The following is a 12,635-nucleotide window of genomic DNA, read 5'->3' on the forward strand; positions in this document are numbered from 1 at the left end:
TCTCCTCTTCAGTTCTGGGCATGATCTTGTCCGACAACCGGCGGCGATTTTTCGGGATCATGCCCCACCTTCAGGCGCGGATAAGTCGCATGCGGATTGTCGATCATGATCTTGCGGACCAGGTCAGGCGACAACCCCTGCGGCAGCACCTCGTCACCATCGAACTGCCAATGCGGATAGTCCGTGGAGAATAGGATCAATTCGTCCGACTGCATATGGTCGAACAGCCGGTTCAGCGTATCGCCTTCCGGCGGCGCGTCGACCGGTTGCAGCGAAAAGCGGATGTTGCTACGCACAATCTCAAGCGGCGCGCGGTCGACCCACGGCGTTTCCATCCGGACGCCGCGCCAGAACTTGTGCAGCCGCCACAGGAACGGCGGCAGCCAGGTGAAGCCGGATTCCAGCATCACCATTTTCAAGGCAGGGTGGCGCGCGAACACGCCCTCGACGATCAGGCTGGTGAGCTGGGTCTGGAACGCCTGTGCCTGCGCGACATAGTCCTCGATGTGATAGGAGCCCCAGCCGACCGAGCTTGGCGGGTTGTGATAGGCGCTGCCGGCATGGACCCCGATCGGCAGGCCGAGCCGTTCAGCCGCGGCGTAGATCGGCCAGTAATGGCGCTTGCCGAGCGGCATGTCGCCCATCACGAGCATCAAGACCTGCACGAAGCGCTTATCCTGCGCACAGCGCTCGATCTCGGCGACCGCCTTCGGGATGCTCTGCACGGGAATCACGATCGAGCCGCGCAGGCGATCGTCCTTGTCGAGCCATTCCTTGGCCAGCCAGTCGTTCAATGCGCGGCAGAAGGCGTCGGCCATATCCTCGGAGAACACCATCTGCACGCCGTAGAGCGGATTGCAGATGCCATGGGCCGTGCCAAACTTGTCGAGCGCCTGCCGCTGCATGTCCGCAAGGCTCGAGCCCGGCTTGCCCTGCGCAGGACGCCAGTCCGGCCGCGACGAGATCGGCGAATTGACCGGATAGGATTGCGAGAGCAGATCGGTCATGCCGCGCGTCGTCACCTGGTCGCGCCAGTAATCGTTCATATAGGGCAGCAGGCTGGTGAGATGAGGCACGGCGGGATGCAGATCGCAATCCACGCCGCGCGCGATCGGCGACGTCATGATGTTTCCTCTCACGGCATCTTGTTCGACGACGCCGCTTGGTTCCTTGCCGATATTGAAGCAGGCTCACCCCGGACCCGCAACTTGCGCAAACGGCGTGGCCGTGTGCTAGGAAAACATGGGCCGCGATGAGGGAGATCTCGCGATGATTCGGACCGGATTGACGACGCTTGCCGCCGCCCTCGCGCTCTCCGGCCTGGCACTGGCCCAGCAGAGCCCGCCGGCCGCACCGCCGGCGCCGGACTTCTCCAAGGTCGAGATCAAGACCACCGATCTCGGGGACGGCATCTACATGCTCGAAGGCCAGGGCGGGAACATCACGGTGGCAACCGCCAGGGACGGCATCATCATGGTCGACAGCGAGTTCGCGCCGCTGCACGACAAGATCAAGGCCGCGATCGCGACGATCTCGCCGCTGCCGGTCAAATACCTGATCAACACGCATTTCCATGGCGACCACACCGGCGGCAACGCGCCGTTCGCAAAGGATGGCGCCATCATCGTCTCCGAGGTCAACGTCAAGACACGGCTGGCGGCAGGGACCACCAACGGCCTCACCGGCGTGAAGACGCCGCCGGCAGCGCCGGAAGCACTGCCGGCCAAGACCTATACCGGCCGTTACAAGATCCGGATGCCCGGCCGCGTCGCCGACCTCAAGCATATTGCCAACGCCCATACCGACGGCGACACCTATGTCTGGTTCAAGACCGCCAATGTGCTGGCGACCGGCGACACCTTCACCAACGGCCGCTATCCCAACATCGACTTCGCCAATGGCGGCAATATCAACGGCATGATCGCCGCCGCCGACACTTATCTGAAGCTCACCAATGCGCGGAGCCGGATCGTGCCGGGCCACGGCCCGATCGCGGACAAGGCGGCGCTGCAAGCCTATCGCACCATGCTGGCTACGGCGCGCGATCGCATGGCGAAACTCGTCAAGGACGGCAAGAGCGAGGACGAGGTGGTCGCGGCCAAGCCGTTTGCCGATCTCGACGCCAAATGGGCGCTGAGCGAACTGGCGAGCAGCAATTTCATTCGCGTGGTCTATCACTCGCTGGCCGACAAGCCCGCCGAGAAGAAGCCGCTGCTGAAACGCATCCTGCACCGGAGTTGACGAGATGAAAGAGCTGAGCGCTGTCGCCGAACAGGTCGCAGCAAAACTGATCGCGAACAAGCAGACCATTGCGGTCGCAGAATCATCCACCGGCGGGCTGATCTCGGCCGCGCTGCTGGCGGTGCCCGGTGCGTCGGCCTATTTCCTCGGCGGCGGCGTGATCTACACCCGCGACGCACGACGTACGCTGATGGACATTTCCGATGATGCGATGCGTGGTCTGCGCTCGTCGTCGGAGCCTTATGCGCAATTGCTGGCGCGCCAGATCCGAGAGCGGCTTTCGACCGACTGGGGATTGTCGGAGACCGGCGCGGCCGGCCCGACCGGCAACCGCTACGGCGATGCCGCCGGCCATAGCTGCATGGCGGTGGCAGGCCCCAAGCAGCAAGTGATCACGCTGGAAACCGGAAGCGGTGACCGGCAGGCCAACATGCAGGCGTTCGCGAAAGCGGCGCTAGAGTTGTTGCTGAGGAATCTGTCACCGTAGTTTCCGCCGTCGTCCCGGCGCAGGCCGGGACCCATAACCACCGCTAGATGTTGTTAAACATGGTTGGGGCCACAGCGCGCTCCAACAACTCAATCCTGTGGTAATGGGTCTTTGCTTTCGCAGGGACGACGCGAGGAAGCAGCCGGGCCAGTCCTCACTTCTCGCGGAACGAGCGCATGAACTGGTCGCTCATCGGCTTCATCAGGTAGGACAGCATGGTGCGGTCGCCGGTCTGCACGAAGGCCTCCACCGGCATGCCCGGGATGATCTTCACCTCGCTGCCGAGGCGCGCGACCTCCTCCGGCGGCATCGAGACGCGGATGGTGTAGTAGCTCTGCCCGGTGCGCTGGTCGGTGGTGACATCGGCGGAGACGCGGGTCACGACGCCGTTCAGCTCCGGCGTGGTACGCTGGTTGAAAGCGGAGAGCCGCAGCAATGTCTTCTGCCCGACCTGCAATTTGTCGATGTCCTGCGGATTGACCTTGGCCTCGACCGACAGGTCGTCGGCCTTCGGCACGATCATCATGATGGCGTCACCCGCGGTGATGACGCCGCCGACGGTATGAACGGTGGATTGCAGCACCACGCCGTCCTGTGGCGCGCGGATATCGACGCGGCGGAGCTGGTCTTCCGCCGTCACCTTGCGCTCGACGAACTCGCCGATCTTGTCGTTGGTCTCGCGCAGATCCTTCGAGACCTCGGACAGCATGTCCTTGTCGACCTGGATGATCTGCAACTCGGTCTCGGTGATCTTGCCCTTGGCCTGGGCGCGCGAGGCGATGTATTGCGCGCGCTCGCCGGAGAGCCGCGCCGCGTCGCGCTCCAGCGTGGTCAGGCGGGTGAGCTGCACCAGATGCTGCTCGTAGAGCTGGCGGACGCCGACCAGCTCCTGCTGCACCAGCGCGATCTCCTTGTCCTTGGCGGCTTCCTGCGCCTGCAAGCCGGAGATCTCCTCGTTGAGCTGGGTGACGCGTTCGCGCAGTTGCGCCTTCTGGCCGGTGCGGCCGTTGACGCGGACCTCGAACAGCTTGGTTTCGCTCGCCATGATGTCGCGAACGTCGGGATCGCCGGCCTGATCGAGCAGTTGCTGCGGAAATGCGATCTTGTCGCGGCCCTGCTGCTCGGCCTCGAGCCGGGCGGCGCGGGCATAGAGACCGTTCAGCGTCTTGACCACGATCGCAAGGCTCGCCTTCACGACCGTCTCGTCGAGACGCACCACGATATCGCCCGCCTTGACCACGTCGCCGTCACGCACCCGGACCTCGCCGACCACGCCGCCGGTCGGATGCTGCACCTTCTTGACGTTGGATTCGACGACCACCGAGCCCGGCGCGATCAAGGCGCCCGAGATCGGCACCGTGGCGGCCCAGCCGCCGACACCGCCGCCGAGAACGAGCACCACGGCGAGCCCGACAATGAGGTGCTTGCGGATCGAGAGATGCGCGTTGCGCGGTTGCTCCGTCATGGCTTGGCGTGCCCCGCATCGGCGACGATCTTGATCGGCGTCGGTACCGGCGGCGCAACGCGCTGCAACACCTGCGCCAGCACGGTCTCCTTCGGCCCGAAGGTCTGCATGCGGCCGTCCTTGAGCACCAGCAGCTGATCGACGCCCTCGATGCCGATCGGCCGGTGCGCGACCACCACGACGACGGCGCCACGCTCACGGGCGCCGCGCACCGCGCGGGTCAATGCCTCGTCGCCCTCGCTGTCGAGGTTGGAGTTCGGCTCGTCCAGCACGATCAGGAACGGATTGCCGTAAAGCGCACGCGCCAGCGCGACACGCTGGGCCTGGCCGGCGGAGAGCGCAGTACCCTGTTCGCCGACCTGGGTGTCATAGCCTTCGCGCATCTTGATGATCATCTCGTGCACGCCGGCTTCCTTGGCCGCCGCGATGATGCCGTCCGACGTGGCGTCGGGATCGAACCGGCAGATGTTCTGCGCCACGGTGCCGGCGAACAGCTCGACGTCCTGCGGCAGATAGCCGACATGGCGACCGAGTTCGTCCGACGACCATTGATCGAGCGCGGCGCCGTCGAGCCGCACCTTGCCGCGCGCCGGTGTCCAGACGCCGACCAGCGCGCGGATCAGCGACGATTTGCCGGAGCCGCTCGGGCCGATCACGCCGACCCCGCTGCCGGCTTCGACGGTAAAGGAGACGTCCTGCACGATGGCGCGCTGGTCGCCCGGCGCGACCATGGTCACGGCTTCGACCGAGAGCTTCTTCTGCGGCGCCTGCAACAGCGTCTGCGCGGGCCGCGCCGGCAGCTGCTGCAACAGTCGGTTGAGCCGCTGCCAGCTCTGCCGCGCCGCGACGAACCCTTTCCAATGCGCGATCGCGAGATCGACCGGCGCCAGCGCCCGCGCGCTCAGGATCGAGCCGGCGATGATGATGCCGCCGGTGGCCTCCTGATGGATCACGAGATAGGCGCCGACCGCGAGCACCGCGGACTGCAACATCATGCGCAGCACCTTGGCGACCGCACCGAGCCCGCCGGTGACGTCGCTCGCATGCTGGTTGCCGGACAGATATTCCTCGTTGGCCTCGTTCCAGCGCTTGTTCATCCGCCCGGCCATGCCCATCGCGACGAGCACCTCGGCATTGCGGCGGCTGGAGGCGGCGAGATCGTTGCGCCGCGCCGCCAGCGACATCGCCTCCTTGGCCGGCGTGCGCGACATGTATTCGGTGATCAGCGTCAGCGTCACCAGAATGATGGCGCCGGCCAGCGCGGTGACGCCGAGCAGCCAGTGGAACGCGAAGCAGATCGCCAGGTAGAACGGCAGCCATGGCAGGTCGAAGAACGCGCCGGGGCCCATGCTGCCCAGGAAGGAGCGCACATTGTCGAGGTCGCGCAACGGCTGCAACCCCTCGCTGCGATTGCCAGCGATCAGCGGCAGCCGCACGACGGTGTCGAACACCCGCGCATTGAGCGCCTCGTCGAGCGAGGTGCCGACGCGGCCGAGGATCCGTCCGCGCAGCAGGTCGAGCACGCCCTGGGCGATGTACAGCACCGCGGCGATGACCACGAGACCGACCAGGGTCGGCACGCTGCGGCTCGGCAGCACCCGGTCGTAGACCTGCAGCATGAACATCGAACCTGTCAGGTACAACAGGTTGATCATGCAACTGATGAGGCCGACACCGACGAAGGCACCGCGGCATGCGCGCAGCGCCTCAGCCAGTTCGGAACGCCGGACAGCGGGCGCACCTGCCATTAATGTATTGTCTCTGCAAACGGTTAGGTAATGACCACGTTGTACCGACGTTTGTGGCCATCGTCTATTTAAGTCGCGCCAAACCGGAGATGGTTCGCGACCTATTTTCGTTATGGCACAGAGGTTTGACGGAATAACCAGGGCTAGCCGGCCGCGGCGTCTGCCGGACTTCTCGGATAGGGCACGAGAATGACCGACATCGAGACCCGGCCGATCTCGCCATCCACATCGAGCAGCACACCGCTCCCGACACCGAGCCCCGCCTCGGGACGCCAGCGGCTCTCGGCCCGAACGCCGACCCAGTCGCCGCGCGGTGGCCTGAACAACTGAACGGCGAGGTTCGGATTGGGGTCGGCGACGACGTTATGGACCGGGCGGGCGATGCCATGGGTCCAGTCCGCCGGACCCAGCACCCGCGCCAGCGGGCCGGCCCCTTCGATCACGCCGTGATGCATCCGGAACCAGGCCGCGTCATCGCCGGCGCGAGCTTCCATGGCATCCATGAACCAGCTGCGGCCATGCACGGCGTGCAGGTTCCGCAACGGAAATTGCAGCGGATCGACGGCTTCGGTCGCCTGTTCACGAAAGCCCGGGATCGCGACCGCGCGTTCGCGCGACAGCGTGACGCGCACCGTCGCGCAGGGCCGCTCTTCGCCCGCCGGCCACAGCGTGTTGTCGACGACGCTGACCCGGCCGCCCTCCGTCACGACGCTGATCCGCGTGCGCAGCTCGGCCATCGGGGTCGGCCGCAGGAACCAGGCCGCCGCCGAGATCGCGGAGCCCCAATTGCGCGATTCTGCCAAGGCCTCGACCTCGGCGGTCAACAGGCTCGCGACCGCGCCGCCCTGGAGGCCTGCGAACGGCCCTGCCGCCAGCGCGGCAGGTTTCCAGTGATGCGGCGCGGCGAGCGGTTCGAAGATGGCCAAGGCAGATTCCCAAGGTGAGCAGGATTGAGCGTTCGGGCATTCTGGGCCAAGAATGATGGTCATGACAAAAGGCCATTCATCACTCGAGGTGAACAGAATTCACCCATTGGACGCCCCGGACCCTCGGGCGATCCCGCCGCTTGCGGCATTGCTCGCCTTCGAGCGCGCGGCAACGCAATTGAGCTTCCGGCGCGCCGCGCGCGACCTGTCGCTGAGCCCTTCGGCGATCAGCCACCAGATCCGCGGGCTGGAAGAGCAGTTCGGCACCAGACTGTTCGTCCGCGGCGCGCGCTCGGTGCGACTGACCGACGACGGCGCATGCTATCTGGCAAAGGTGTCGGCCGCGCTGGCGACGTTGCAGGAGGCGAGCCGCGACATGCTGCGGCAACGCGGCCAAGCCAGCGGCGAGCTATGGATCAGCTCGTTGCCATTCTTCACCAGCGCCGTGCTGCTGCCGGCGCTGCCGGAGTTCAAGCGGCGCCATCCGCAGCTGACGCTGCGGATCGAGGCCACCCATCAATATGCAGACTTCTCCGGCTCCCGGGTCGATGTCGCGATCCGCTACGGGCGGGAGCACGCCACCGGGCTGAAGGTCGAGCCGCTGGTGGAGGTCAGGGGATTGGCTGTCTGCACGCCGGCGCTGGTCAAAGGCGGGCTGCGGACACCCGCCGACCTGTCGCGCGAGGTGCTGATCCATGTCACGAGCCAGCCGCGCGCATGGCCGGCCTGGCTGAAGGAGGCCGGGCTGCCGAACCTCACGCCGCGCGGGCATCTGTGGCTCGACAGCGTGCCGGCGATGCTGGAAGCCGCCGAACACGGGCTCGGCGTGGCGCTGGCGATGGCGCCCTTGATCAAGGTACGGCCGGGCTTCGGCAAGCGGCTGGTGGCGCCGTTCGCGTTCGAGCCGACGCATCACGAGACGATCTATCTGGTCTCCCGCACCGAACAGGCCCGGGACCGCCGGATCGCCGCCGTGCGGCGCTGGATCGCGGACGCCGTCGCGCGCGCGAGCTAAACCGTCGCGGCGGCGGCCTCAGCCAGAACGCAGCGTGCCAAATGACCGGGCGCGACCTGCACGCTCGGCGGCAAACCCTCACTGCAACGTTGCTCGGCGAACTTGCAGCGCGGCGCGAACGAGCAACTGGCCGGCGCCTGATCGAGTGAGGGCGGCGTGCCCGGGATGGTCTCGAGGCGCTGGCCGCGCATCGCGCCGTGAATGGTCGAGGCCAGCAGGCCCTTGGCATAGGGATGCGCCGGCGTGCGCACGATGTCGCGCAAGGCACCCTGCTCCACGATCTGGCCGGCATACATCACCGCGACGCGGTCGCAGATCTCGATGGCGACGCCGATGTCATGGGTGACGAAGATGACGGACATGCCGAATTCCCGCTGCAACTCGCGCAGCAGCAGCAGGATCTGGATCTGCACGGTGGCATCGAGCGCCGTGGTCGGCTCGTCCGCGAGCAGGATCTTCGGCTTGCAGGCCAGCGCCAGCGCGATCATCGCGCGCTGCCGCATGCCGCCCGACATCTCGTGCGGATAGGAGTCCAGCCGTCGCTTCGCCGAGGGGATCCGCACCACTTCGAGTATCTCGAGCGCACGCGCGGTGGCGTCGCGCTCGCTCTTGCCCTCGTGGCGCATCACCGTCTCGGCGATCTGACGCCCGATGGTGTAGACCGGATCGAGCGCCAGCGCCGGCTCCTGGAAGATCATCGAGACGGTCTGGCCGCGGAACGCGGACAGCGCGTCGTCGTCCATCGCCAGCACCTCCTGGCCCAGCACCTTGACGCTGCCGGAGATTTGCGTGCGCTTCCGCGGCAACAGTCGCATCAGCGCGCGCAAGGTCACGCTCTTGCCGGAACCGGACTCGCCGAGCAGCCCCAACACCTCGCCTTCGCCGAGCGACAGGCCGAGATCGTTCACGGCATGGACCGTGCGATCGCCGGTGAAGCGGATGTTGAGGTTGTTGATCTCGACGAGATTGGTCATGCGAGCTTGGGTACCTTGGCGTGGAAATCGGTCGCGCGCTGGAACGCAGCGCCGATCCGGAGCAGCGTCGCCTCCTCGAAGGAGCGACCGATCAGTTGCATGCCGACCGGCAACCCCGCTTTGGTGAAGCCGGAGGGAATCGTCAGCGACGGCACCCCGAGATAATTGACCGGACGGGTGAACCGGGTCAGCCGCTGGATCACGGCTTCCGCGCCCGGGCCGTTGCCGACATCGCTCTCGGCGATGGTCGGCGCCGGCACCGGCGAGGACGGCGCGATGACCGCATCGATCCCGGTGACCGCCGCATTGTGCGCAGCCAGCGCGGGTCCGCGCCAGCGCATCGCCTCGAGATAGCTGACGGCGGGAATGGTCAGGCCGTTCTGCAACCGCATCAGCACCTGCGCGCCGTAATCCTGCGGCCGCTCGATCATCCAGCGCTTGTGGAAGGCGGCGGCCTCGGCCGCGAGCACCAGTTGCGACGCGCCGCTGAGCTGACGCTGATCCGGCAACTCGACCTTGACGATCTCGGCGCCTTCCTTCTTGAGGGTGGCCACCGTCTCGTCGAGGACGCGCGCCACCTCGGGATCGAGGTCGTCGACATAGAACGCCGTCGGGACGCCGATCTTGAGACCCTTCAGCGATTGGCCGGTCGCTGCCAAATAGTCCGGCACCGGCTGCGTCGACGCCGTCAGATCCTCGGGATCAGCACCGGCCATCAGGCCGAGCAGCAGCGCGCAGTCCTCCGCGGTCTGTGCCAGCGGGCCGACGGTATCGAGCGACTGCGACAGCGGCATCGCGCCGGCGCGGCTGACACGGCCGACCGTGGTCTTGAGCCCGGTGACGCCGCAGAAATGCGCGGGCATGCGCACCGAACCACCGGTGTCGGAGCCGAGCGCGGCGAAGGTCAGACGCGCAGCAACCGCCGAGCCCGAGCCTGACGACGAACCGCCGGTGATGTGCTCGGTGTTCCAGGGATTGCGCACCGGGCCGTAATGCACGTTGTGGCCGGTCGGCCCGAACGCGAACTCGACCATCTGCAACGAGCCGAGCCGGACCTGGCCGGCATCCTTCAGCCGCTGCAACGCGGTCGCGGTCGTCTTCGGCACGAAGTCGCGGCGGATCAGCGAGCCGCAAGTCACGACCTTGCCGGCGTCGTAATACATGTCCTTGTGCGCCAGCGGCACGCCATGCAGTGCGCCGCGGCTCTTGCCCTTCGCGAGTTCGGCGTCGGCTTCGGCCGCCGCGGCGAGCGCCGGTTCGGATTCGATCGCCATATAGGCGTTGAGGCGCGGCTGCCACTCGGCAATGCGATGCAGCACGGCGCGCGTCACCTCTTGCGAGGAGAGCTTCTTCTCGGCGATCGCCTTGGCGACCGCGGTCAGCGTCATCAGGGCCGGATCGGAGCTCATTTCGACACCTTTGCGATCTGCGCCAGCAGGAAGCTCGCGGGTTCGAGATCGAACGGCAGCGTGCCGGCAATCGGTGCAAAGCCGTCGAAGGCCGGCCCGATCGAATTGGCGATGCGGTTCGCGACCTCGTCATCGGCCGGCACGTCGGCGACGTGCGCGATCACCTTGACGTCCTTGGGTGTGGGCCTGGTCATGCCGCGTTTTCTCCTTTTGCTTTTGCCGGCGCGCGGCTGTGCCCCGAGCCAGGAATGGCCATGTAGCATGCCGCTTGATGACCCATTGTATCGAGATCGCTGAGTTTTGGCGTGTCGTTTGCGCAGAGCGGCTCCGCAAACGGACAACGGGTGTGAAACCGGCATCCTGACGGCGGATCGATCGGATTGGGCGGATCGCCGGAGATCGGCGGCACCTCGGTGCGCTTGTCGGGATCCGATGACGGCATCGCCGCCAGCAGCGCGCGGGTATAGGGATGCGCCGGCGCATCCCACACCGCATCGACCGGGCCGAGTTCGACGACCTCGCCGAGATACATCACCAGCACGCGGTCGGAGATATAGCGCACGACATTGAGATCGTGGCTGATGAAGAGATAAGTCAACCCGAATTCGCGCTTCAGGTCGGCAAGCAGATTGAGCACCTGCGCCTCGACCGATTTGTCGAGCGCCGAGACCGCCTCGTCGAGGATCACGAGCCGCGGCGACAGCGCCAGTGCGCGGGCGATGTTGACGCGCTGGCGCTGGCCGCCGGACACCTCATGCGGATAGCGATTGGCAAAGATCTCCGGCCGCAGGCCGACCTTGCCGAGCAGTTCGCGCGCCAGCGTGCGCGCCGTATCATCGGCCATGCCATGGACTTTCGGTCCGAAGGCAATGGATTCCTCGATGGTGAGGCGCGGGTTGAGCGAGGCGTAGCTGTCCTGGAACACCATCTGCACGCCGCGGCGCAGATCGCGCAGCGAGAGCGACGGGCCGACCTGCCGTCCGTCATAGATGATGTCGCCGCCATCGCGGGGCATCAGGTGCATCAGCAGCCGCGCCGTGGTCGACTTGCCGCAGCCGGATTCGCCGACGATGCCGACGGTCTCTCCCTTCATGACCGCGAAGGTGACGTCGTCGACGGCGCGCACGGTCTTGCGCGGGCTGAATAGCCCGCCGCGCACCGGGAAGTGCTTGGTCAGCCCGTTGACCTGCAACAGCGGCTGCGCGGCGCCGCCAAGGTCGGCGACCGGCTCCAACATGTCGATGGAGGTCATTGTGTCGATCATACCGAGCACGCTGGTATCACCTCTTCCCACCGGGGAGAGGTCGGCGCGCAGCGCCGGGTGAGGGCTTTAGGTCCAACGAGAGGCCGTAACCCTCACCCAGATCGCATCTAACGATGCGATCTGACCTCTCCCACAGGGGGAGAGGTGGACCGTCGTTGCGGAGAGCGGCCGCGAGTATTTTCATCGTGCTTAGTTCCTGATGTCCATGGCGCTGCGCATGCCGTCGCTGAGCAGATTGAAGCAGATCGAGACCGCGAAGATCATCGCACCCGGCAGCGCCGCGACCCATGGGTTGACATAGATCGCGGTGCGCAGCGTATTCAGCATCAGGCCCCATTCCGGCTCCGGCGGTTTCGTCCCCAACCCGAGGAACGAGAGGCCGGCGGCCAGGATCATCGACACCGAGATCAGGCCGGTGGCGTAGACGAAGATCGGGCCGAGCACATTGCCGAGCATGTGGACCCGCATGATGGTGAAGGGACCGGCGCCGGAGGCGCGCGCCGCCTCGACGAAATCCATGTTGCGGACGCCGGTGGTGACGCTTTCGGCGACGCGGGTGATCTGCGGCACGAACACGATGGTCAGCGACACGATCGAATTGGTGATGCCGGCGCCGAGCGCGCCCGAGATCGCGATCGCCAGCAGCACCGACGGGAAAGCATAGAACACGTCGACGGTGCGCATGATCGCGGTGTTGAGCTTACCGCCGACATAGCCGGCGACGAGGCCGAGCGAGGTGCCGATCACGAAGGCGAGAATCACCGGCAGGATACCGATCACCAGCGACAGCCGTCCGCCATAGATCAAGCGCGCCAGCATGTCGCGGCCGAGTTCGTCGGTGCCGAGCGGATAGCCCGGCGTGCCGATATGGCGGAGGCGGCGGATCATCGAACCCTGATAGGGATCGGCGAGATGCAGCCACGGCGCCAGCAGCGCCGAGGCAAAGATCAGCAGCAGGATGATGGCGCAGGCCATGCTGACCTTGTCGCGCCTGATCCGTCGCCCGACCGTCGCCCAGTAGCCGCGCGCCTTGCTCGCGGGTGCAGCCTGCAATGCAGTATCTGACATCGCACTCATAGGACGGCTCTTGGTTGGAGCATGATCTC

12 protein-coding genes are annotated in these 12,635 nt (G+C 66.3%); 3 read left to right on the forward strand and 9 right to left on the reverse strand.

From position 1 onward, the window contains the following. Window positions 1–8 precede the first annotated feature (8 nt). Entirely contained in the window at window positions 9–1,124 is a 1,116-nt protein-coding gene (locus CWS35_RS03285; protein WP_100950750.1) for an amidohydrolase family protein, read from the reverse strand. Window positions 1,125–1,269: 145 nt separating this feature from the next. Between CWS35_RS03285 and CWS35_RS03290 the strand changes: the two genes are divergently transcribed. Next, complete coding sequence (locus tag CWS35_RS03290; protein ID WP_157817064.1) at window positions 1,270–2,241, forward strand: MBL fold metallo-hydrolase; 972 nt, start codon at window positions 1,270–1,272, stop codon at window positions 2,239–2,241. A 4-nt stretch (window positions 2,242–2,245) separates the two neighbouring features. Continuing rightward, the gene (locus CWS35_RS03295; protein WP_024581650.1) at window positions 2,246–2,728 is read left to right on the forward strand and encodes a CinA family protein; all 483 of its coding nucleotides are present in this window, start codon (window positions 2,246–2,248) and stop codon (window positions 2,726–2,728) included. 154 nt (window positions 2,729–2,882) lie between these two features. Here CWS35_RS03295 and CWS35_RS03300 read toward each other — a convergent pair whose 3' ends face one another. From CWS35_RS03300 to CWS35_RS03310, 3 genes are all read right to left on the reverse strand, one after another. Beyond that, complete coding sequence (locus CWS35_RS03300) at window positions 2,883–4,193, reverse strand: HlyD family type I secretion periplasmic adaptor subunit (RefSeq protein ID WP_024581649.1); 1,311 nt, start codon at window positions 4,191–4,193, stop codon at window positions 2,883–2,885. Beyond that, a complete protein-coding gene (locus tag CWS35_RS03305) occupies window positions 4,190–5,941 on the reverse strand; it encodes a type I secretion system permease/ATPase (RefSeq protein ID WP_100950754.1) in 1,752 nt (583 codons plus the stop codon). Before CWS35_RS03305 ends, CWS35_RS03300 begins: the two co-directional genes overlap by 4 nt. Before the next feature lie 143 nt (window positions 5,942–6,084). Next, window positions 6,085–6,867 (reverse strand): acyl-CoA thioesterase domain-containing protein, encoded by a 783-nt coding sequence (locus CWS35_RS03310; protein WP_100950756.1) that lies wholly within the window; start codon window positions 6,865–6,867, stop codon window positions 6,085–6,087. A 106-nt stretch (window positions 6,868–6,973) separates the two neighbouring features. Here CWS35_RS03310 and CWS35_RS03315 point away from each other — a divergent pair, with 106 nt between their 5' ends. After that, complete coding sequence (locus CWS35_RS03315; protein WP_100950758.1) at window positions 6,974–7,882, forward strand: LysR substrate-binding domain-containing protein; 909 nt, start codon at window positions 6,974–6,976, stop codon at window positions 7,880–7,882. Here CWS35_RS03315 and CWS35_RS03320 read toward each other — a convergent pair. The 5 genes from CWS35_RS03320 to CWS35_RS03340 form a co-directional block, all read right to left on the reverse strand. Then, the gene (locus CWS35_RS03320; RefSeq protein WP_100950760.1) at window positions 7,879–8,856 is read right to left on the reverse strand and encodes an ABC transporter ATP-binding protein; all 978 of its coding nucleotides are present in this window, start codon (window positions 8,854–8,856) and stop codon (window positions 7,879–7,881) included. The genes CWS35_RS03315 and CWS35_RS03320 overlap by 4 nt on opposite strands. Next, window positions 8,853–10,265: an amidase gene (locus CWS35_RS03325; RefSeq protein ID WP_100950762.1), complete on the reverse strand. Its 1,413-nt coding sequence runs from the start codon at window positions 10,263–10,265 to the stop codon at window positions 8,853–8,855. Before CWS35_RS03325 ends, CWS35_RS03320 begins: the two co-directional genes overlap by 4 nt. Then, complete coding sequence (locus tag CWS35_RS03330) at window positions 10,262–10,459, reverse strand: hypothetical protein (RefSeq protein ID WP_024581643.1); 198 nt, start codon at window positions 10,457–10,459, stop codon at window positions 10,262–10,264. The genes CWS35_RS03325 and CWS35_RS03330 overlap by 4 nt, the downstream gene beginning before the upstream one ends. Then, the gene (locus CWS35_RS03335; protein ID WP_371412469.1) at window positions 10,456–11,517 is read right to left on the reverse strand and encodes an ABC transporter ATP-binding protein; all 1,062 of its coding nucleotides are present in this window, start codon (window positions 11,515–11,517) and stop codon (window positions 10,456–10,458) included. Before CWS35_RS03335 ends, CWS35_RS03330 begins: the two co-directional genes overlap by 4 nt. Before the next feature lie 201 nt (window positions 11,518–11,718). After that, on the reverse strand, window positions 11,719–12,606 hold the full coding sequence (locus CWS35_RS03340) for an ABC transporter permease (RefSeq protein WP_029879182.1): 888 nt from the start codon (window positions 12,604–12,606) through the stop codon (window positions 11,719–11,721). Window positions 12,607–12,635: the final 29 nt, after the last annotated feature.

Source organism: Bradyrhizobium sp. SK17, from assembly GCF_002831585.1.
Classification (GTDB): Bacteria; Pseudomonadota; Alphaproteobacteria; order Rhizobiales; family Xanthobacteraceae; genus Bradyrhizobium.